Below are 22,341 nucleotides of genomic sequence, written 5' to 3'. Positions count from 1 at the left end.
ATATCGTTTTTTAACATCGTGTTTACGAAATGCGGTTTTTCAACCTTCTAATCGAAACAGTCGCTACTGCAACGTATTCTTGAATAGCCAAATGCCGTTTTTCGGTTCGCTTATTTACGACATAGCGTTTTACAACTGACTTAGAAAATGCATTAACGTCTGATTTACAATTGATTATTCGATGGCATACCTGTTGCCATTTCATACCAAACAAACATGTAAAATGGAAAATAAATTAAACGTAGTGCTAGTTCACGGGGCCTGGGGTGACGCTGGCCATTGGAGAAAGGTTATACCTGCATTGGTAGCGAAAGGTTACAATGTTCGGGCTGTACAATTAAGCCTGAATTCAACAGAAGAAAACATTCAGCGGACACGGACGCTGGTGGCCTCCCTGAAAGGGCCGACCTTATTAGTAGGACATTCATATGGTGGCGTAATCATCTCGGATGTGGGCAACGAGGAAAATGTTGTTGGCTTGGTTTACATTGCTGCTTTCGCACCGGATGAAGGTGAAGCACCGGGACAACTTCTTGAAAAATGGCCGACCCCAAAAGGTTCCTTAATCGCAAATGGCGATGCAGATGGTTTTTTCTGGCTGGAATTCGATAAATATCATGAAACATTTGCACCCGGAACATCTGACGAAGAAGCATTGGTTATGTCATTGACACAGAAACCAATACATGGTAGCAGTTTCGGCGCTGTTAGCGGCAAACCCGCTTGGAAAACGAAACCAAGCTGGTACCAGATTTCAGCAAAAGACGATATGATCCAGCCTGAACTGGAAGCATGGTTTGCCGAAAGGATGAATGCTAAAACAATCACACTCGACGCCGGTCATGCTTCACTTGCTTCACATGGCGGAGAAGTAGCCGAGTTTATTATTGAAGCAGCTGAAAGCTTGTCGGTTGGTTACTAATTGATTGAAATGGGTGAGTGTCTTTCAGATCTGCTCACCCATCTTAATTTATCAAAATACTACTTGCCGGTAGTTTTTTTATCCAGCTGCGCATCCAGTAGATGAAGGGCCAAGGGATGATCAAAAGGTTTTCCGCAATCCTCGACCCGAAACTCATTGACCGCGGTTTGATTGGATATGTACAGGTAAACGTGGAACGGCACACCGAAGAAAGCCTGACCGCGTTTATGGAAGAAGCCGCTAAACTCGAAGAAATCATGGAATGTTACCACATGACCGGGGCGATAGACTTTCTGTTGCGCATCGCCATCAAAGACATGGATGAGTATAGCCGAGTATTGGTCAAGAAACTCGGGAACTTGCCCGGCGTTCGTCAGTTTACCAGTTTTTTGTTTTGTCAGAGATCAAATGCGAAACGGCTTATGTGCTGAAATAGCGTATTGATTCTTTTGAATAAGTTCAAATTTATTGCCGCTTTACGCTTTGGCTGTTTAGCTTTGCACCATGACTGATGAGGAACTGATCGCTTATTTTGAACATGCTTTATTACCCGAAAGCGTAAGGTTAGACAGGGCGACTACTCAGTTTAATGTAAGAGATGCGGTTAACCAAAACCTGGAATCCCTGCGCGCTGATCCTAAAGACACGCGTTGCAGGCACCGCTTGCAAAGGATAGCCATGGCTATCGAACATCCTTATGACGGGCCGGAGATACCCCGGTTTTAATTTTTTAAAATCCCTTATCATTATACCGGCATCCCTGAACTGGCTTTGCAGGCTTGGCCGGGCTATACGCTGTATCTTCTGCGAAGGATGCCGCTCCTATCCCTGATGCTTCCCTTTCGCCCTGATCAGGTTCAGGCCATCTCTTCGTTCTGCCGTCACCAGACCGGGCGACGAGCTGCAAGAGCCTTCCACCCGTATGCCCGCCGCACCATCCGAACCGGACCGTACGCTACGCTTAACCTGGCCGTTTCACCGCGCTCATCCGGCAGGCATTATGTATAGTTATTAATTATGTAAAGTACAACTGTATAAATACCTCATTATCGGCTACATACATTTGTAATCCCCCTGTTTACTTTACATAATTTGTCATAATTAACAGTCTATCATACACCGATGGTAATTTCATTCACTACCTTATTGCACATGATAGCTTTTCATGTTGGGAAAAAAATTTGAAATTATTTCATTTTATTGATATAACAATTATATTTGTATCAAATAAATAAAAAGATGGAAAGACTGGATGATATCTTCTTTTACACACTGGAAAAGTCCATTAAAAGTTACCGTCAGTTTGCTCAGCGGGCGATGCTCAAACAAGGTTTCAAGTTGACTATCGATCAATGGCTGGTATTGAAGGCGATCATGGATAACCCGGACTGGAACCAGCAGGCAATCGCCGACGCCTCATTTAAAGACTTTGCTTCAGTAACCAGGATCATTGAACTACTAGTGAAAAAAGGCTTTCTCACGAGAGCGATCCACCCGACCGACCGCAGACGTTTCTTACTTACACCAATGCCAAAAGCAGAACAGGATTTAAAAGCAATGCGGCCCATAACAGAACAAAACCGTAAAACTGCTTTGAAGGGCATTTCAGAAGAGCAACTCGCCCTGCTGCATCAATATTTAACCCGAATTATTGAAAATTGTCAAAACTCATGAAAACAACCACCGCAATTTTAATCTTCATCATGTCATACTTTGCTGTTGCCGCGCAAACCGGCCAGCTCACCAACGTAGGTAAAGCCGAGGTCGTTAACAGTATCGCGAAAAACCTCGAGGCTAAATATATCAACCTGGATACCGCTAAAAAAATGGGCCGCTATATCGAGCGGGAGCTTCTCCATGGCGCTTACGACACGATCACGTCGCCGCAAGTGTTCGCAGCCCGTCTTACCAATGACCTCTTATCTGTTTATTATGACGGGCATTTGTCTATTGCGTATAACCCGGCTTTTGCCACCAGCACCGGCCAGGTAGATACCGCGGCCGAACACAAACGTTTCCGGCACATGCAGAAAATACACAACTTTGGTTTTGACAAGGCCGAGATGCTACCCGGCAACATCGGTTATTTAAAGATCGGCGGTTTCTTTGCGCCCGACCAGGCGGGCAAAGCCATGGTGCAGGCAGCCTTCCGGTTTGTCAGCAGTGCCGATGTGCTGATCATCGATCTGCGGGAAAATCACGGGGGCGATCCTTCCATGGTCAGCTATATGTGCGGCTTCCTGTTCGCTAACAAGGTCCACCTTAACGATTTGTACACACGCAGTAGCCACTCGCTGGATACGTTCTGGGCGGTCCCTGATACAGAACTGACCGCTTTACAAACAGTGCCGGTGTATGTCCTGACCAGCAAACAAACCTTTTCTGCAGGTGAGGAATTCAGTTATGACTTGAAAACGCAGAAACGGGCGATGATCATTGGCGAAGCTACCGGCGGCGGCGCGCACCCCGTGCAGTCGTTCCCCGTGGCAAATGGCTTTGTCGCTAATATCCCTTTTGCCAGGGCAGTCAACCCGGTTACTAAAACCGATTGGGAAGGCATTGGTGTACAACCTGATGTTGTCGCACCTGCAGACCAGGCGCTGGATGTAGCGCTTAAAATGGCAGCGGCAGGTAAATAAATAGCGCATTCTTGCACCAATCGCGGTCAGCACCTTCGTTTAATCCCTCACGGTGTATGATCAACTGCGAATAAAGTGAATGATAGACATTGAATAATGACATAATTTCTCCTTTACTTTTATTGTGATGGCCATGTTGTCGTCGTAAAACAATAATATTATGAAGGAGAAATATGAAACCTTTGAAGACTAACAACACTCGCATCCGATTCTTTAAGGAAGAAAATATCCCGTGCGGATAATACAATACTCTATTACCAAAATATTTGGAAAAGAGTGAAAAAGTATATGGACACGCAGCAAATAGTGCACTTCGGTCCGGAAGTTAGCAAATGCTATCTTTTGCAACAATTCGGTATGCTCAAAAGTGCTAACATGGCAAGGATAGTGGATGCAAAGCTTATTCACCAAAAATGAGCTGTCATGTGCTCAGACGTTCTAAAGCGATGCATTTGTTGCAGGCAGGGGTTAGCCTGGTATATATACGCGATATATTAGGGCACGTCTCCGTGCAAACAAAAGGAATATATGCAAGAGCAGATTCGCGCCAGAAACGGGAAGCCATCGAAAAAGCTTACACCGATGTCACGCCAACAGAAACCCTTCCTGGTTAGTCAATGATAATTTGTTGGAATGGCTGAAAAGTTTCTAAACTCCACTAAAAAATTATGTAAAGTAATATTTCAAGGTCCGAAGTCAAAGTACTGATAGATGGCTTATAAAAAATGTTGCTTTACATAATTAATAACTATCCATAAGAGGCAGGCACTTGCTTTTCCTAAAAGTGATTACAGCTTATTGATTTGATGGCGGGAACGTGCTGCCCTTTATCAGATTCATGCATTCGCTTCGCTGCATTTCTTCACCAGATCCGGTCAGCAGGCAAAAGCCTGTCTTCCGCAAGCCCGGCACACCCGCCCTGACGGAGCGGTCGCTGCGCTAAACCGCCCGCCATTTCGCGCCCCTGCGGAAGACAGGCACTTGCTTGGAGTGGATAATGGGTAGGATGATTTGAGAGCTGGCAAAAAAGAAAAGATTTTCAACGGTTACAGAATGCTAAGCTTGCATATCGGTAGAATATTTTAAACATGCATCGCTGATAATAAATAGTTATCTGGTATTCGTAGCATGTTCCCTTATGGTTATGCTGATACTTTTAAAACTTAATCGAAAACCGGCGATGGCTGCGAATTGAGCTGTTTAACCATGTCTTTTGAGCCTAACAACACCACACTAACCAAATTCTGCCGACAACCTAGACTATTTACCTTTGTGTTATTATGGTCAGTGGGAACGCTAAAATTGCAAAGCCGGACAAACCTTTTATAAAATATTTTAGGGACATATTAATGACGATCGGCTTTCTACATGTATAGCGCCTCCGAAGGCCTGGCGCATGGCATCTATATGAAGAAGGTCTGTTGACAGCATCACCATCTAAGATCCGCTATTGATCCGCCGTTGATTACGGACAAACCGTCACTTTCAGGAAAGCAGCCGCTAAAACCATTTAAGCATAAAAAAATATGCGAACTTTTTGTACAGATCAGAGATCTGTTTCAGCTATTCTCATATCGTTAATATCCAGCAGATGTTCCGCCTTTCTGATGGCTGATAACACTCTGGATGCCATGCAATACCAAAAAAAAATCTAAGTTAACCATAACCACCTTACGTAACAAGAATGTGTAAGGGTAAATATTTCTGATAATGGCCAGGTAGACGCCCCCTTCTCCTTAGCACTCATGGCAAAAAAGTCGTGTAATGTGATCATCTATTAAATTTACACATTTGCCCTGAAAAAGTCGATCAGGTCAATGAACTCAAATAGCTCTTGTATCGTAACCGTGACGGGTCCGGGATGTGCCACCTTATTTCTTTTAAAAACAACAGCGCCCAGCCTTTTAAGCTCAGCATCGCTTCTATTAAATTTAAACGCCATTATAAAAGAAAGCTTTGGTAACGTAGTATGGAAGGTAATATTTTCAGGAGATCTCTTTTTCTCAAAAAAAGGGCCGTTCACAAGATCACTGCTATCTCTTTTAATACTTCTAGTATGCTTGTTATTTCCACCCCGGACCTCACCAGTTGGATCAGTGGTCGATAATTGTGTCGGCTCAAAACAAACCTCTGCGTATTTCTCAATAATCTGAAAATAATTGAGATAAGCAGCCTCCCATAATCCTTTCTGAACAAATTCAAAACTGCGATGCAATCCCGCTTCAGAATAACTTAGAAAATCAGGATTGGGAAAAGTGTTCTTAGCGATCGCCATTTGATGATCATTGTACATTTTTCGCAGATAATTTTTGCGAAAACACTCCTCAGCCTGGGCTTTAAAAATATCATAATGATAAAGGCTTAAGGTGTCAGGTATCAGGTACTCCGGCGACTCCTTAACAAAATACCCATCCGCGCCCAGTTCGATCAACTCCTTCAGATTCCACGCTTTGTTGGACGCTGTAAAAATAATCACCTGCGTACCCGGATTGATTGTTTTGATCTCCTGCAGGATGATCGTACCGCTGTAAATACCGATGGGAAGTACCCGCCCCTGCACATCTTCGATCAACGGCAGCAAACGCAGGTCCAGCAGGATTAGGTCCCAATCCTGGCGAATCTGGGCCCTGATGGCGGCAAAGAAAGCATCCTCCGACAGGCCTTGACCGGTAATCTCGGTAAAAAATGAATTTGGCAGCAATTTTTTCAGGATCGACACCCAGCCTTTATAACCTTCATCGTCAATATACAGCACCTTTTTGCCAACCGCCCTGATCACTTGTGGGGCCGTCAAACTACCCGACCCTGGGTGACCTGCCAAGCTGATCGCTCGGTTTCGCGCCGCTTGATACTGAAAATAAAGTGTTTCCTTACGCTGGAATGCCAGGTCAGCAGCAGTCAACGCATTTACCTTGGTAATTGCATCTAAGCGCAGTGCTCCCCATTCATTAGCCAGCGAATGTGGCCCAGTGGTCTCCGGCCGGTCGATAAGGAGCTTATCTAGAATCTGGGGTATCAGCGCTTTAAATGGTGGTGGCTTCAAGGCAGCAGTTTCCATGGATAATGCTTCTGCATCTTCGTTAACCAACACGCACCCAGGCGTTACAGCTAAAAGTGCAAAGCGATCTGCTTGCTCCAGTAGCAAGGTTTCCAAAGAGCGGTTAGACAAAAACACGATTGGAATCATCGGATCGACCCCAGATTTGTCTGAAAACCTGATATACAAACCAATCTTTAATCCAATGTGATTATTACCCGGCTGCCCAAGAGATACCGGGATGATCAACTTTTTGATCGCAGAACCCGCGAAGATCTGTTTTACAAACTCGCCAATCATTTCATCTTTGCGCAAATCATGTGCGATTATGACCGTCAGACCCAATTGTGGGACAACTTTATCTATAAAACTATTTTTACTACCATCACTGATGATAAATGTTCCGTCCATGTCTGATATATGCCTTAATGATTTTTTCCAGATAAGTTAAATAGGCGTTGAATTCTGATTCGCCCTTAAGTACAGTAGCGAGCATTGCGGGAATACGCGGATCGCCACCCACTAGTTCACCCAGTAAGCGGCTCAGTCGTTCGATCTCCGCTTTTTCTTTCATTCCCGCACCCGACAGGAATAAACTATTCAACCGGTCAAATAAGACCAACATATCCCGTGACAAGAAATTCCCCCCATAGGCCAGTATTCGCAATTCCGGCACCTTATCTTTTTCATACGCGGTCAAAAAATCACCCAAATTAAGATAGAATAACCGTTTATTGATCCTATCAAGACCCAGCGGGTTTTCCGGATCAAACGCCGGTTCGGTGTCTCCGTTACTAAAAAGCACATAAGGGATGGCAGGCTCATCTTTAAGCAGGTTAAAAATTTTTTCATAGACTTCTGATTGACCTTCGATCACCTTACCTTGGCCATCAAAATCAGGGAAAGAACTGTGAACAAAGATCGCATCAGCGCTTTTTAAAAAATTCAGGTCCTCATCCGGAGTCAATCGATAAAGCGGCTTAATGAAGTGACTGTAGGTTCCTGCTGCCAAAAACTGGCAATGGTATTCCTTTTGCTGGTCCCGGCGGTTATCATCGATTAGGTAAATCATTTAATAGAAGTATAAATGATGTGTAAAACCGAGCACCTTAACCATCACAGCTTCCCGCTCGGGCATGTCGACATCGTCTTTTAAAATATTTAACCGATAGGCGCCGTCATTGAATATCGCCGTCACTGACCAATTGCACAGTCCATAGAAAGCGTTCTTAGCTTCCAGGAAGTTGCCATTCAATAGTTCAGAGATTGCTGCATCTTTATAACAAATCGACGCCGTGTGGATTATCTCAATCATTTTCATCTCCCGCCCGCTAACAACCGTTTTGCGGTAAGTTATCAGTAGCTTTCGTGATACCTCCCCACGCTCCAAAATCCCGTCCAGCAAATGACGTATGCCGCCTAGCAGCATATCGACATCTGTATAAATATCCGCGCGTTCCAGATCGTTAAGTTCTACATCCCAATCAGCCGCCGCTTCCCGAAATTTCGCTTTAATATTCGCGTTGATGAGCTCCTTTAATTTGGGTGCCCGGATCCGGATGCTTTCTTTAAACGGCAGGATCATCTCCTCCCGGTAGGGTAGCAATAGCATCGGATGAGTGCCCGGGAATTTTTGGGCCCAAGTTCTAACAGAAGGCGCACTCCAGCCTAAATTGATCTCCCTCATTTTACCATCCTGCCAGCGCCACCATTTGGGGTTTTTCTCAAACGCGAACTGCTTAATCCGCGCATACAACGCACGGGTGATTGGATGTTTCTGATAAGCCGCCTGAAACTCCCGACCGGCCAGTTCCACGGTCTGTTCCAGATTGAAGACCTCATCGCCTATATCAAATTCATGGGTCAGGTATTTTAGACCCGCACTATCCTGGAACAACCGCAAAAAGATTGCAACGTTATGCGGTTGATGCTGCTGGAACTGCTCAGCTTCCTGATGATGTGTAGCATTTTCCCCTTTAACAACTTTCCTTGGCCCCCCTTTGTCCATTTTATGAAAACGGGCCAGCAATTTCAGGTAATCTCCAGTATCTCCTTTAACCATGTGCAGAAAGTCCAGCTTGCCTTTGATGATTGCAGCCATTGGAACCCCGGACCCCGAGAGTAGGAACTCATGCTGGTCCTTCAGATAGAGCTCATAAGCCTTTGTTAAACCGTAACGCTCCCAGTAATACAAATACCGCCTGAGTTCCTTAACATATTTCCGGCAGATATTCACCTTTTGATTAACCGTTAAACCGGTAACCTCCTGACGGTTCTTTTGCCTTTGTAAACGAGTTTTAATAGGATTGATTTGAAAACCCGAAGCGGTAACAATATCGGCCAGCTCCAAGCGGAATTCCGATCCCTCCCGAAAAACATTATGATTAGCTGAAAAGGTAATATCATCCGCGTAACGGCTGAAATTAAGATGAAACCGCTTAGCCAGTCCATTCAAACGCTCATCCATCTTCTGACAAACGATATTGGACAGCACAGGGGAACTCGGCGCGCCCTGCGGTAGAAAGGCGCGACGAGAATTGGCACCTGGAACTATTAATTCTATGCAGCAGATTCTGGCCAGTTGGGCAGCTATAGGTTCTCGAGAAAGGTCCAGCCCAAAAGGACTTCCTTCCAAACTCCGTTTTACCCGTTTAAGGCTGATACTGGTAAAAAAATCAGCCAAGTCGATATTGAAAACATAATGAAACCCGACGTGCATCCGGGCATTATCTACTACGGAACTCCCTTTTCTAAAGCCAAAGCTATGAGGGTGCGGCTGAAAGACGGAACTAAGTATAACGGCAATGATCCGCTGCACGGTTTTTAACGGACCCTGAGGTGAAGCGATCTGACGATCTTTACCGGAAGTTTTTTTGATCTTAAAAAAATGGTAGTCTCTTGGATAACCATTTTTATACAGCCAGGCGATCTCTTGCTCAAAATGCTCCCGCTTGGTTTCCCCCGCTGGCAACTCCCTAATCACCGACTGAAAAAGATCATAGAGGTCATCTTTAGTGCGTAAGGCTTCAAACCTGCCCCTGATGTCAGTAATTATTTCCGGCTTTAGGTCGCTAAAAGGGCTATTCACGTTGGTTTAAAAATAAAAGAGCCTACCAAATTCATTTGTATTATAATATGATATTAACCATACATCACTTAAAAATATAACCATTTTCCCCAGGGTGTACCCGGGTAACATGCCGATCATTGATTGCCGAAGCAGTCCAGCACATAGATTCAATTTGGGTAGGCTCCTTTTCAAAGATAAGTGTTAGATTGCATTTTCTATTCGTTTAACGGCAAATTGAATCAATATTCACATCAGACTGCCCTTTCAACTTTTAAAGGCCTGCTGCCAATCAAGTAACCGCAGCACTATCGTGCCGGTAAGCAAATAGAAACATAAGAGGAAAAACAATAACTTAAATATGGAATTACCACTTAACGATCCAAAAATATGAGCGTGGTAAACTGCAATACCAAACTTTGCACCTTGACCTCACTTGTAGCCTCAATAGCTAAGGTGTGCTGGAGAAATTTACCCTGTAAGCCTTTTTGTAAACAACGTCCAAGAGGCTGTCAGCAATGACAGCCTCTTTTTTTGACCTACAAGGCCAATACACTCAAACCTTTAACAAAAAAGAAAGCCCCAAAAAGGGGCATTCTTTCTATTATTCTGCGCGTTCGATAAACTGATTGTCACCTTCCTGACGTATTTTATCCTCCTGGTTGTCGTCCGGAACTTCCTCTGGCTCATTCATATTTGACCCTTTATATCAGGTATATCAAGCGCGATCAGCACAGGAATATGAGGTCGATTTTAACGACATGATCAATGATGCGGCATCTCACTTTAGAAATAACGACTTCAAAAAGACATATAAATATATTCTGGTTGATGAGTTCCAAGATATGTCATTGGGGAGATATAACCTATTAAAAAGTATAAGAGCGCAAAATCCGGCAACGAAGCTTTATGCTGTTGGAGATGACTGGCAATCTATATTTCGTTTACCGGGAGCGATATATCGATCATAACGGAATTTGAAAAACATTTCGGCTATTCCAGCAAAACAACCATATCACAGACCTATAGATTTAATGAGGAGATCCTAAAAGTTTCGAGCGATTTTGGTCAAAGAAATACTAAACAGCTTAGAAAGAAATTGATAGCTAGTCGGAAAGTAGAGGGGAACAGTTTTGTATTCAAAAACTTGAGCTCGTCGGAAATGGATATTACCACACTTTTAAAAGAAATATGTTTAATTCAATCTGATTGTCCTATAGATTTTCCACCTAAAATTTCGCCTTAATTATTGTTTTTTCTTCAATTCTACTATTTTCCTTACATTTAATTTTAAATAAACCTTGCCATGCCAGAAAAAATCTTATCCACCCTCGCATTTTGTGGCTCTTCACTCGCTCGTGACTTTTTCCATTGGTTTGGAGATCGATTACACGAACTAGCGAATGTGCCATTTCATCATACAATCTTGGTTCTGTTTTCAACGGTGCTGGCCGGCTTTATTAGTATTACCGTACCTGTTGCCCTGCGCATCGTTTCCCGCCATACCGACGAATATAAAGACAAGGAAATTTCCGACAGTTTTCTGAACGAACCTTCTTACGCTTTCCAGGTATATGCCGTAACGATATTAGTCGTTTTCGCACTTTTGGTCTTCGGACTTAAAGTAGATAATGGTTGGCTCGTCTATCTGATCTTGCTTTTTTATCCTGTCGTTTGCCGTTTTTGTGGTTTTTCTACATGTTTCCGGCAAATATGCGACCAACATTGACACTTATTATTCCGATAAATTAAAAGCGTGAGGCTGATGGAATATTTCAAACGAAAAAGTAGTTCGCCGCATAGTCTTTAGAGGAAACGGTAGAGTTATTATATCAAAATAACCAAAATGACGCGGCAAACGAAATTATTTCGAAGTTACCATTAAAGGTATGGATTTTCTAAAGCCTACCTATTTCAAGCACAATACCGAATAATTGTTGGCTTAATGATAATGCTTCACGAATCAAAAACTTATCTTAAGACACGGAATATTTATAGATTAGCTCACAAGTTGAAATTGAATGACAAAAATTATCGAAGCCCTTACCGCAAAATCTAGACTGAAACGTAAAATTCGCCAGCATTTAAAAAAACTAGGCTTCGAAAAAACACATGATGGAAATTTAGCGCTTCCGTCATCCGACAAACAAATAATCAGAAACTTACATTCTGCCCAACGTATTGAACGTATAAAAGCTAATAAAGCCTTCATTGATGAGAATTTATCCGGACTAATACAATATTTTGCTAATGGAGATGAAGTTGTACCAGAATTAATATCACCCGTACTAATAAGAGTCCGTGGGAATGGCTGGGAAGCAAAGCTATTTCGCTTGGCATCATTAACATGGTCCGTGCCAGTCTCAAATGGGTTTGGGCGTCGCCTCCGATATCTGGTTTGGGATCGAAATAATGAAAAACTTATTGGCCTAATTGCCATAGGTGATCCAGTATTTAATCTATCTGTCAGAGACAATTTCATTGGATGGACAGCAAAAGACAGAGGTCAACGCCTAGTAAATATTTTAGATGCCTATGTGTTAGGAGCAATCCCTCCCTACAATTTACTTTTAGGAGGAAAATTGATCGCTAGTTTATTAAGAACTAAAGAATTATACGATGACTTTAAATCAGAATACGGCAACTCTAAAGGAATTATTTCGGGCGAAGAGAAAGGAGCTCGACTTTTAGCAGTTACAACCTCATCCTCTATGGGAAAGTCGTCTGTATATAATCGAATAAAATTAGAAGGACGAGAATACTTAAAACCAATTGGCTACACTAAAGGATGGGGGCACTTTCATATTCCAGAAAATATCTTTTCAGATATGCGAGAATACCTTAGAGCGATTGGTCATTCGTATGCCGATTTGCATCAATTCGGTGACGGGCCAAACTGGCGACTGAGAACTGCGAGAGCTGCATTAGATGCATTAGGTTTTCGAGAAGACTTGTTGAAACACGGTGTAGGTCGGGAAGTTTTTATATGTCCCCTGGCAGAAAATGCAATCGAAATTTTGCGATCAGGTAAAGGTAAACCTAACATAAAGTCTCTTTTGACAGTGAATGAAGTTGCGGCACAGGCGGTAAAACGGTGGGTAATCCCTCGTGCAATTTCAAGACCAGAGTATAAGCTTTGGAAGGTTTCGAGCATTAAAGATCTTATATTGAATTCACCACGGCCACAAATGAACGGCTTAAGCCAAGTGAAACTTAATGCAATTAGAACAGCTTAGCATATCTGATGCAGCTACAAAGTCATTAGCTGAATGGCAACAAATGCTTGTTGCTCATTTTACTGTTCTTTCAAAAAATAGAAAAGAAAAAAGTATATCGGTCTTCGCAATTGAACATGGTCTTAAGCCAGCGCAGTTAAAGATTATTTCGAGCCGCTTAGCGGATGATCATCGTCTTAATGGCATCAACAAATCTTATTGGCTGTTATGGGTTATTTACTCTACGGAATTAGGATATGAATATATAGGAGATCAATATTGGATATCTTTTGAAGATAAGCTGCGTTACTGGGAACAGTCACACAGAGAAATTATTCGTTGGGCCTTTAAAGAATTTCAACGAAGATTCAACGGCGTTTTACCAACGGGCACATGGGCTAAAAATTTTCCAATAATTGCTTGGCCGATTACTCATGCTATTTTACCTCAGGACTTACAATATCATTTCGCAAAACTTTTATTCCTATCACGTTATACATTAAACACTTCACAACATAAAAATGCTATTGATGTAGGTAAATTACTAGCAAGATTTGCTTATAGCTTTTCTTCTTCGAGGTTTCTGAATTTTTTGCAACATGAAGAGCTTGTTGGTCGAATTGCTTTAGCGTTATTAGCTGAAAAAGGCGAAGCTTCTTTAGACGATAATATTTATAGTTCCACACTCAAGAGAATTACAGAGGATATTGAACAAAAGCAGAACGCTAAGGAATTAATACAAGGTGTTCGACGGGAAATTAAACCAAGAATATATGGCGCAAACAGCAATAGTAAAATAAAAAACAACAATGAATCTTCATATCGCCCTGTAGAATCAAGTAAAAAATCGGTCAAGCCCAAAATCCGTTTGCACAATAATGGAAATAATTGGGTGGCTACTATAGAGATACCTCGCCTTGCTGATATCATTGACGATGCATCGGTAACAGAACAACTAAAAAAATCGCGTGTTAAGATTAATGGTGTGAATAGCACTTGGTTGCCTGCGGAGGTCTTGTTGGGAGCGTCATTTATAAGAAAATTATCAGAATGGCCTCTAGGTGGAACACTGCTCAATTTTGAAAGTAAAATAGCTTCTCTTTCTGAACTTACGCGGAGTATTAATATCTCTAAAGGGCCTTGGTTATTTCATCTGAACGTAGATGGTCAGGCCATAGAAGTTCAAAATAAGAACGTCTGGGCTTGCGAAGAGTATTTAATTGTTTCTGAAAATAATGGCTGGCCAGAAAGCGAATTGCTATCTGATTGCGATATTGAATGTAAAGGTATTCATGCAAAAAAACTTACTATCCCAGATAACCTTCCTGAGGTTGATGAGAAAATACTATTAAACTTAGGTGTTTATATACAAAAAAGTATCAGGGTATGGCCAACTGGGCTGCCTGCACAATCATGGGATGGTAGTGGGTCAGGTGAATGGCTGACAACTGAATCAATATGCCTGGGCATACTAGGAGATTATCCAATTGATGAGTTTCACATCAGTTTAGGATCTTATCAATTGACAATTAAGGGGAAAGTTTCCGGATCTCCCACTTTTATTAGACTTGATCCATTACCGTGTGGTTCGCATATGCTTAAAATCGAAGCAATTTCCCAGTCTTCTGTCACAAAAAATACAGAGTGTTATGTGCACCTTGAAATAAGAGAGCCAGAAGGCTGGATTCAAGGCACAACTTTACACAATGGACTTACCTTTCGATTAGACCCTCACACTGATGATTTAGATGCGCTCCTTACAGGCAAAATTCAAGTAAAAGTATTTGGGCCAAAGAACCGATCAATCATCTTTCAACTAGATTTTTTTGTTGGTAAAGAAATTGTCCGAACGATTTCTTCAAAATCTATACAATTTCCTTTTCATGATAGTGAATTGAAAAAAGCATGTGAACAAGCTAACAAGGATGACAATCTTATTTACTCACACAAGCTTCGGCTGCGTATACTATGCGAAGACTTAGGTTATAAAGACATTATCTTTCTTAGAAAGGCGGCACCTATCGGATGGTTGTATAAATCAGTTGACCGTGTTCCCAACCTCAAGCTTATAGACGAGACTGACTGCGATGAGCCTCTTAAAATATTATATTGCGATTTAAATGAGCCGGAAGTCAAACGGGATATTTCAACTGAAAATTTTTCACAATTAAAAAGCACCCAATTAAGGAATGGACTTTTCTTTGCACGACGTGGCGAACACAATTGTAGTATTGTTATAAGCCATTCAGATCGTTTGCAAGGGTTTGAAGCCTTATCTATTAGTCCGAAACTAATTTCAAATGAGGCTTTGAATATTCCTGGTTACCTTTCATTTATCAATACATGGTTTACAGCGAGGTCATCGGGCTTTTTAGCTCAACACCATCAGCAAAAAGTAATCGAAGCCGCTACAATTAAGCTTTTCTCACACCTATGCGGCACTAACTGGGCCAGAGCAGAAAAAGAGTTTATCAATGACAATGATATAGCAGGCTCTATTGAAAAGCTGTCGCACTTCTTAGGTAACACAAGTGTGCAAAATATATTGAGATATAAGCTTTTGGGAAATGACAGTAAAGAAATCAATTTATCAGAGATGGCGGATTGGTTAAATGGAGTGCTCAAACGTTGTAATGTCTGCCATTCAGATAGTTTGGTTTCTTTCGCCTTAGAACTCGCATCGCGGCCTTTGTCTTACGCAGGAACTAAAGAAGAACAATTTTCAGAAATGCTGAATGTTCTACTATCCAATAAAACTATTTTACGCAGTTGCAGATTTGTTGTCCTTGCAACCGCAAAGTATATTGATCCGAATCGAAATTACCCACTTTTATTACCTACAGGATGGCAATGATAAAAGAAATAACAAGCAACGAGGTTTTGCGATCAGCAGAGGAAGCGTGGCATCTACCCGAGTCACAGTACACTCACGAGACTATTATTGCCAATTGCTTACGACGAGTTGCAAGCTACAAATGCCCATGTTCTATCACAACATTAGTAAATGAAAGCCAACAAGCGCTTAAGTTTCTTTTCGATGATTCAGCACTGGATGACGTTGAGCGAATTGTAAATCTTCTTCTTGTCAGTGGTGACTTACTTGAACTTAGTGACGTAATTAGTTCTGACGTTAACGTTAAAAGCACTTGGATATTTGCTGCACCACCTTCATTTGTGATAAGGCCTAATGGTAATGCCTTTATAGTCGGCATCGGCCCAGATGGGAATTTACCTATACCATTACTGCTTGATCGAATTAAGTATGACGGTTGTAAACGCATTATTATACCAAATGATCAAGAAAAACTTTCTGAAACGCTAAGCAACTTCGGACTTTCACAAATAAGTGAATCGTTGTGGTTAAAACTTCCGCGAAAATCAACTGCGGAGGACTATCTTGAGCAGTTTGACAAATGGTTAATGTCTTCACCGTCCAGCGACCATATTTCCGAAATCACGTTGCTTGATAAAGGTAGATGGGTATCACCTACCACACAAACCGGCAGATATATTGCAAGAAGGCCGCAACAATATGGACCCAAATATTGGTGCTATGTCGAAACAGAGAATGGCAAACTAAAAAGGTTCATTGATATTCCAGTACGGCTTAATGGTATTCCTCAAAGGCAATGTGATGTCGCTTGGTTACTACAGATGGCTATTGACAAAGTTCAGCATCAGCCCCAGGAATTTACAATTCAAATCGATGGGCAAAATTGTATTTTTAATTTTTACTCACCCATCCCATTGTGGGCCGAGCGACGATTGTTAGTCTTAGGAAGCGTAGCGAAGAAAAAAAATTGTTTATTTTCATACGAAATTCCTAAACAAGAAACCCTCACAGAAGAAGCCTTTTTGTACGATTATTTATGGCTTAGAAAAAAAGAGATAACACAATGACATCATCAGTTACCCAAAACATCGCCGAGTTGCACTCAGCGCTTTCCGATTATATAGAAGCAACATATCATATCAGTAATCCTGCCCTTGTAGCTCAACGGAAGGACCTTCTGAATGCAATAGGGGTTATTCATCAAAAACCCTATATTGAGTCAACGCCCAGATATGTGAGTGGCAATAAATTTTCTGATATCCCTAATTTAGCTACTTCAGTCATTGAACTTTTTGAATCCCTATCGAAATCTTCCGATAGCCATGAAAGAATAATATTTGACCCTCCTTATAAGCATCAGTTGCAATCTGTTGAAGGTGTTTTGGTTAAACAAAAAAACTTAATGATAATGACCGGTACCGGCTCAGGTAAAACAGAGTCGTTCTTACTTCCAATTATCGGTAAGTTAGCATTAGAAGCTTCTGATTATAAAGAGGGTTTCAAAGCCAATGGCGTCCGAGCCTTAATTCTTTATCCGATGAATGCTTTGGTCAACGATCAATTAGGAAGGGTCCGAAACTTATTTCAAGATCCAAGACTGAAATCGTTCTTCAAAGAAAAAGCCGGTCGTATTCCCACTTTTGCTAGGTATACCAGCAGGACGCCATATCCAGGTATTCGCGATGCCAAAAAAGATCAAAAGCGTTTAAAGTCTTTTGAAGAATTCTACGTGTCTATAGAACAGGCTACTTCTGATGAAAATCCAGAAATAAAACAAAAAGCCATTAAACTTTTGACCGAGCTTAAGAAGCGCGGTAAATGGCCAGCTAAGCCTAGCATCTCAGCTTGGTTTGGCGCAAAAAACTCGCGGTGGCAGGATTCATCGGGCGAATTCTTAAGGGCTGTGACCCTGCCGGAGGATTCCGAACTCGTTACAAGGCAAGAAATACAAACCTCAGCCCCAGATTTGCTGATTACAAATTACTCGATGTTAGAGTATATGCTTATGCGTCCAATTGAGCAGACCATCTTCGAGCAAACATCGCAATGGTTAGCAGATAATCCTGATCAAAAGTTCCTTATTGTAATTGATGAAGCACACTTATATCGCGGAGCGTCTGGTGCGGAAGTTGGCCTTCTCCTTCGGAGATTGCGAACAAGGTTGAATATCCCAGAAAGCCGCTTTCAAGTAATCTGCGCAACTGCGAGTTTTCAGGACCATGAGTATGCTTTAAAGTTTGCAAGTGAATTATCAGGAGTTCCCCAAGATACATTCATACCAATCACCGGCAGCTATAAATACAAAGAAGTTAATGATTATGATGCCGGTGCAGAAGCGGCTCTTTTATTTAAAATAGATCTGGAAAAGTTTTATGAAAGTGTTGATGGCGACCGGGTGAGATATGTAGGAGGCTTCTTAGAAACCCGAAATGTTAGCTCAAGGGAGAATGCCGAAGAATCTCTTTATGAAGCGTTAAAGGACTACGCACCGCTGACTAAATTAATAAATGTCACAATGGGGCAAGCCACCCCAATTGATACGTTAGGGACTGAGATTTTCCCTGATGTTGAACACTTTGTCGCTGACAGGGCCGTTGCAATTTTGCTTGCGTTAGGAAGTTTGGCTAAACCATCTAAAGATGAAGCTGGACTTTTACCGTGCCGTATCCATTCGTTCTTCCGGGGATTACCGGGTCTTTGGGCTTGTATTGATCCAAATTGCAGCGAAGTTGAATTAGGAAACAAATCGAATATTTGTGGAAAAGTATATAGTCAGCCAAGGTCACGATGTGAGTGCGGAGCGCGTGTTTTTGAACTTTTCACCTGCCGGAATTGTGGTACCGCACATCTACGTACATATACTGATAACATTGAAAGCCCAAGTTCCCTTTGGGCAGAACCTGGGAATAATATTCGCTTAATTGGTTCTAGAATTACAGATTTATTTCCTCTTGATTTATTACTTGAAATACCTGTGCGTGAAGATAGAACCGAAATAGCTTATCTGGATATAAAAACAGGTCGATTAAATCCGAACGATTTAGGAACTAATTACCGTAAAGTATATATCAGAAGAGAACGTCAATCTTTAGATGGACAGGACGATGAAAACGATGGAGTAGAAGATTCTGTAGAAACATTGGGGATGTTTGTTAAATGTCCTATCTGCACAAAAGGCGGCGGATCAAGAGAAAGTGCAGTACAGGATCATCAGACAAAAGGTGATCAACCATTTTTGGCACTTCTCTCAAGGCAAATCCAAATTCAGCCGCCTAGTTCTGTGCCAGCAACTCGTTTTGCCCCTCTTAGAGGTAGAAAAGTGCTTATTTTCTCGGACTCGCGCCAAGTGGCCGCAAAGCTAGCACCAAACTTACAAATGTATTCACTAAGGGATTCTGTAAGGCCTCTTATGCTTTGGGGATTCAGTGTAATGGCTAGTAATCCTTTAATTGCTGAAAACCTGTGCCTGGACGATGCTTACTTAGCTGTGCTGATTGGTGCAAATAAGTTTCAATTGAGGCTTCGGCCAGAACTTCCGAGCAGCCATAACTTTTTCACTACAGATCAACGCATTCGTAGCGAAATTGAAAACGGTGTCCTTGATAATCAGATGCGCTTTTTTCAGTTCTACGCTAAGTATCGCTCAGAAGAAGCACCGGAATCGCTATTAAAAGAAATTGTCAGCGCGTTATATGATCGTTTTACCGGTCTAGAGCCGCTTGCACTTGCCTCAATCTGTTTGAAAAAGGAGTTTGAAGATAAAATAATTGCCTTACCATCAATCGCATTGATTGCAACAACTAACGAAACTAAAATTGCTTTAGCCAATTTTTGGATCAGATGTTGGCAAGGACCGGGCTATTGGATTAAAGGCATGCCTCCGACGTGGTGGAGGCCTGCTGAAGGAAATAGCAGGCATGGTGTACGTGGTCATAAAGGGAACTTTAAATCAGTAGAACGCCTTATAGGGGCATCAGGAAAGCGCATCTTTGACGCTCAATGGCTACCTGAATTGAAAAATTTAGCAGATGAACTCGGTGGAATTTTTAGAATGTCAGGGAAAAACCTTTCCCTAGACTTCAGCGCCGCTTGGGTTCGTTGTAGTACATGTTCTTCTGTCCACAGACCGATAGAGACTGTTCAACATTGTTTAGATTGTAATAGCCAGTCCATTGAACAACTCAGCCCAGACGACAATCCAGTATTTATGGCTAGGAAAGGCTACTATCGTTTTCCAGTTAAAGGGATTTTCTCAGACCCACCGACTGTGCCGATGGCTCTTGTCTCAGCTGAGCATACAGCACAACTAAACTCACCACAAAGTGAAGATGTGTTTTCAAAAGGGGAGGAAAACGAATTACTTTTCCAAGATATAAATGTTGAATGGAATAACGGAAAAAACAATACTTGCGCCATAGATATTCTTTCAAGCACCACCACAATGGAGGTTGGTATCGACATAGGTGCTTTATCAGGAGTAGCACTTAGAAACATGCCGCCTGGTCGGGCCAACTATCAACAGCGTTCTGGACGTGCAGGACGACGCGGTAACGCTGTGGCAACCGTAATCGCTTATGGAAGTGTCGATAGCCATGACGAACATTACTTTTCACGTCCGCAAGAAATGATCTCTGGTGCCGTCGTTGATCCAATAATCACCCTGAATAATATCGATATTACAAGGAGACATGTTCGAGCATTCTTATTGCAAAAATATCACCAACATAAAATACCTCGCTTTCTTCCCTCGCATCACAAAGCTAATTTATTTTCGGTGTTAGGTACGGTAAGAGACTTCATTGTCGATAACACAACGTTGAATAGAAATGATTTTTCGTCCTGGCTTATTAAAAACGAATATGCCTTACGAGAACAAATCCGTTCTTGGATTCCTATCGAATTGAATAGTAAAGACAAAAACGAGATTCTATCTAACTTCATCCAGGACAGTATTGAAGCAATTGACGAAAGCATTGACTACGAACTTGTTCGAAATCAATTAGTCCCAGAGGTGCAGATTGAAAACGGCGAAGAGAATGATGGCGAAGCGGAGGATCAAATAGATTTAGGAAAGATGAATCTAGGTGATGGCTTACTTGACAGATTATTGTATCGAGGGAAACTTCCCAGATATGCTTTTCCTACCGATGTCGCAACTTTTTATATTTTTGACGAAAATAAATCCACGCCATATAAAACGGCCTTTAAATTTGTCCCATCGCAAGGACTTCCTATTGCCTTGTCACAATACGCTCCTGGAAAACAGGTTTGGGTATCCAATAAATGTTACACATCCGGGGCAATTTATTCGCCAATTCGAGGCGAGCTTTCTGAAGCTTGGAAAAAGCGGAAACTTTATTACGAATGCTTAAATTGTGGCTTTGCTAAAACGGAGGATTATGATTCTGCGAAGCGACGTGAAGTTTCTTGTTGTGATGCTTGTGGAGAGGAATTAGAGCAACCATTTGTTTGGTTGCGCCCACCAGGTTTTGCACATCCCGTCGATGTAGCAGAGGAAACAACACCTGATGGTATGCCGGAAGTGAGCTACGCTACAAGAGCTAAGCTTTATATGCCGTTCCCTGATCCTGATAAGTGGAGAAAAGTTAATGATCGCATTAGTGGATTAAATGTTCGAACGCATCTCCTTGTTTCAAATACTGGACCGAACAGAGAAGCTTATCAATATTGCGTTCGTTGTGGACGAATAGAATCTGAAGCAACTTTTACTGGCACACTAAATGGTGAACACCCAAAACCATTCCCGGATGAAAACCCCAATTGTCCAGGTGGTTTGCGTTCCAAAATTGTTTTGGGAACGGACTTTATAACAGATATTTGTCTTTTCTCTATTAATCTTGGTCCTGCAATTAGCTTATCGCCAGGTGCCTATACTACAAATGTTGCTTTAAGAACGGTTTGTGAAGCTTTATCAAAAGCTGCTTCGCAAATTCTTGAAATCGAGCAGAGCGACATAATGGCTGAATATCGTCCTGCCCTTACTACAAATGCAAGTGGCAGAACTGGAGAAATGGTGGAGATTTTCTTATACGATACATTGCCTGGAGGTGCAGGGTTCTCGTCTCAACTGGTAGACCAAGGTCCTGAGTTATTCGCACGAGCTTTGGAAATCATGCAATCCTGTCAAGAACAATGTGACGCATCATGCTATCGATGTTTGAGGGCCTTCAAGAATAAGTTTGAGCATAGAATGCTTGACCGATATATTGGTATTGACTTTGTTAAGTTCATCTTAACAGGGGCATTACCTGCACTTGACAAGAACCGTATCAAACGCGCGATTGTAGACTTGTTGGAAGACTTAAACCGAAATAGTTTAGGCGATGTGATTTTTAAAATAGGACTACCGGGGCAAGACAACGACGAGAATGTGATTCATGCATTAAAATCGAATGGGCAAGAATTCGCTATAAGTGTTTCCAATCCATTAACGCCTACCATTCCATTAAGTAAGGCCGCCCTCGCAATACTGAATAGCAGTACAACAATAGAGGTCATAACAGTTGACGAATATCTTATTAGAAATAATCTGCCTTCTGCAACACAATGGGTCACCGAAAAAATTAATCTTGAATAAGAAAGGACGTAAAGCGTTGTTACACAAATT

Annotated in this window: 15 protein-coding genes; 12 read left to right on the top strand and 3 right to left on the bottom strand. The window is 41.9% G+C overall.

Annotation, left to right across the window (positions count from 1 at the left end):
* Window positions 1–223: 223 nt before the first annotated feature.
* From IDJ75_RS11455 to IDJ75_RS21500, 6 genes are all read left to right on the top strand, one after another.
* Complete coding sequence (locus IDJ75_RS11455; protein ID WP_191175757.1) at window positions 224–922, top strand: alpha/beta hydrolase; 699 nt, start codon at window positions 224–226, stop codon at window positions 920–922.
* Between the two features lie 116 nt (window positions 923–1,038).
* Window positions 1,039–1,353 (top strand): Lrp/AsnC family transcriptional regulator, encoded by a 315-nt coding sequence (locus tag IDJ75_RS11450; RefSeq protein ID WP_191175756.1) that lies wholly within the window; start codon window positions 1,039–1,041, stop codon window positions 1,351–1,353.
* Between the two features lie 73 nt (window positions 1,354–1,426).
* Complete coding sequence (locus IDJ75_RS11445) at window positions 1,427–1,648, top strand: DUF6965 family protein (protein WP_191175755.1); 222 nt, start codon at window positions 1,427–1,429, stop codon at window positions 1,646–1,648.
* Window positions 1,649–2,161: 513 nt separating this feature from the next.
* Entirely contained in the window at window positions 2,162–2,596 is a 435-nt protein-coding gene (locus tag IDJ75_RS11440; protein WP_191175754.1) for a MarR family winged helix-turn-helix transcriptional regulator, read from the top strand.
* A complete protein-coding gene (locus tag IDJ75_RS11435) occupies window positions 2,593–3,561 on the top strand; it encodes a S41 family peptidase (RefSeq protein ID WP_191175753.1) in 969 nt (322 codons plus the stop codon). The genes IDJ75_RS11440 and IDJ75_RS11435 overlap by 4 nt, the downstream gene beginning before the upstream one ends.
* A 413-nt stretch (window positions 3,562–3,974) precedes the next feature.
* The gene (locus tag IDJ75_RS21500; protein ID WP_191175752.1) at window positions 3,975–4,175 is read left to right on the top strand and encodes a tyrosine-type recombinase/integrase; all 201 of its coding nucleotides are present in this window, start codon (window positions 3,975–3,977) and stop codon (window positions 4,173–4,175) included.
* Between the two features lie 1,169 nt (window positions 4,176–5,344).
* Here IDJ75_RS21500 and IDJ75_RS11425 read toward each other — a convergent pair.
* The 3 genes from IDJ75_RS11425 to IDJ75_RS11415 are packed head-to-tail and all read right to left on the bottom strand — an operon-like array spanning window position 5,345 to window position 9,686.
* Window positions 5,345–7,009: a response regulator gene (locus tag IDJ75_RS11425; RefSeq protein ID WP_191175751.1), complete on the bottom strand. Its 1,665-nt coding sequence runs from the start codon at window positions 7,007–7,009 to the stop codon at window positions 5,345–5,347.
* Window positions 6,984–7,670, bottom strand: coding sequence for a hypothetical protein (locus IDJ75_RS11420; protein WP_191175750.1), 687 nt, complete (start codon window positions 7,668–7,670; stop codon window positions 6,984–6,986). Before IDJ75_RS11420 ends, IDJ75_RS11425 begins: the two co-directional genes overlap by 26 nt.
* The gene (locus IDJ75_RS11415) at window positions 7,671–9,686 is read right to left on the bottom strand and encodes a reverse transcriptase family protein (RefSeq protein ID WP_191175749.1); all 2,016 of its coding nucleotides are present in this window, start codon (window positions 9,684–9,686) and stop codon (window positions 7,671–7,673) included.
* 641 nt (window positions 9,687–10,327) lie between these two features.
* On the opposite strand from IDJ75_RS11415, the gene IDJ75_RS21495 reads away from it, so the two are divergent.
* From IDJ75_RS21495 to IDJ75_RS11385, 6 genes are all read left to right on the top strand, one after another.
* Window positions 10,328–10,636 (top strand): UvrD-helicase domain-containing protein, encoded by a 309-nt coding sequence (locus IDJ75_RS21495; protein WP_191175748.1) that lies wholly within the window; start codon window positions 10,328–10,330, stop codon window positions 10,634–10,636.
* Between the two features lie 335 nt (window positions 10,637–10,971).
* Window positions 10,972–11,394 carry a hypothetical protein gene (locus tag IDJ75_RS11405; protein WP_191175747.1) on the top strand — a complete coding sequence of 141 codons (423 nt, stop codon included), beginning with the start codon at window positions 10,972–10,974 and terminating at the stop codon, window positions 11,392–11,394.
* 292 nt (window positions 11,395–11,686) lie between these two features.
* Window positions 11,687–12,901 carry a Druantia anti-phage system protein DruA gene (locus IDJ75_RS11400; RefSeq protein WP_191175746.1) on the top strand — a complete coding sequence of 405 codons (1,215 nt, stop codon included), beginning with the start codon at window positions 11,687–11,689 and terminating at the stop codon, window positions 12,899–12,901.
* Window positions 12,882–15,734, top strand: a complete 2,853-nt coding sequence (locus IDJ75_RS11395; protein WP_191175745.1) for a hypothetical protein — start codon at window positions 12,882–12,884, stop codon at window positions 15,732–15,734. Before IDJ75_RS11400 ends, IDJ75_RS11395 begins: the two co-directional genes overlap by 20 nt.
* The gene (locus IDJ75_RS11390) at window positions 15,731–16,780 is read left to right on the top strand and encodes a hypothetical protein (protein WP_191175744.1); all 1,050 of its coding nucleotides are present in this window, start codon (window positions 15,731–15,733) and stop codon (window positions 16,778–16,780) included. Before IDJ75_RS11395 ends, IDJ75_RS11390 begins: the two co-directional genes overlap by 4 nt.
* Window positions 16,777–22,311, top strand: coding sequence for a DEAD/DEAH box helicase (locus IDJ75_RS11385; protein ID WP_191175743.1), 5,535 nt, complete (start codon window positions 16,777–16,779; stop codon window positions 22,309–22,311). The genes IDJ75_RS11390 and IDJ75_RS11385 overlap by 4 nt, the downstream gene beginning before the upstream one ends.
* The last annotated feature ends 30 nt before the right edge of the window (window positions 22,312–22,341 follow it).

Source organism: Mucilaginibacter rigui, assembly GCF_014773275.1.
GTDB lineage: Bacteria > Bacteroidota > Bacteroidia > Sphingobacteriales > Sphingobacteriaceae > Mucilaginibacter > Mucilaginibacter rigui_A.
Note: the sequence above shows the minus strand (reverse complement) of the source record. Positions and strands in the feature narration are given on the sequence as shown.

Excerpts from the sequence above, each read along its gene's own strand:
- IDJ75_RS11455 (WP_191175757.1), top strand. The coding sequence starts at position 224 with ATGGAAAATAAATTAAACGTAGTGCTAGTTCACGGGGCCTGGGGTGAC.
- IDJ75_RS11450 (WP_191175756.1), top strand. The coding sequence starts at position 1,039 with ATGATCAAAAGGTTTTCCGCAATCCTCGACCCGAAACTCATTGACCGC.
- IDJ75_RS11445 (WP_191175755.1), top strand. The coding sequence starts at position 1,427 with ATGACTGATGAGGAACTGATCGCTTATTTTGAACATGCTTTATTACCC.
- IDJ75_RS11440 (WP_191175754.1), top strand. The coding sequence starts at position 2,162 with ATGGAAAGACTGGATGATATCTTCTTTTACACACTGGAAAAGTCCATT.
- IDJ75_RS11435 (WP_191175753.1), top strand. The coding sequence starts at position 2,593 with ATGAAAACAACCACCGCAATTTTAATCTTCATCATGTCATACTTTGCT.
- IDJ75_RS21500 (WP_191175752.1), top strand. The coding sequence starts at position 3,975 with ATGAGCTGTCATGTGCTCAGACGTTCTAAAGCGATGCATTTGTTGCAG.
- IDJ75_RS11425 (WP_191175751.1), bottom strand. The coding sequence starts at position 7,009 with ATGGACGGAACATTTATCATCAGTGATGGTAGTAAAAATAGTTTTATA.
- IDJ75_RS11420 (WP_191175750.1), bottom strand. The coding sequence starts at position 7,670 with ATGATTTACCTAATCGATGATAACCGCCGGGACCAGCAAAAGGAATAC.
- IDJ75_RS11405 (WP_191175747.1), top strand. The coding sequence starts at position 10,972 with ATGCCAGAAAAAATCTTATCCACCCTCGCATTTTGTGGCTCTTCACTC.
- IDJ75_RS11400 (WP_191175746.1), top strand. The coding sequence starts at position 11,687 with ATGACAAAAATTATCGAAGCCCTTACCGCAAAATCTAGACTGAAACGT.
- IDJ75_RS11395 (WP_191175745.1), top strand. The coding sequence starts at position 12,882 with ATGCAATTAGAACAGCTTAGCATATCTGATGCAGCTACAAAGTCATTA.
- IDJ75_RS11390 (WP_191175744.1), top strand. The coding sequence starts at position 15,731 with ATGATAAAAGAAATAACAAGCAACGAGGTTTTGCGATCAGCAGAGGAA.
- IDJ75_RS11385 (WP_191175743.1), top strand. The coding sequence starts at position 16,777 with ATGACATCATCAGTTACCCAAAACATCGCCGAGTTGCACTCAGCGCTT.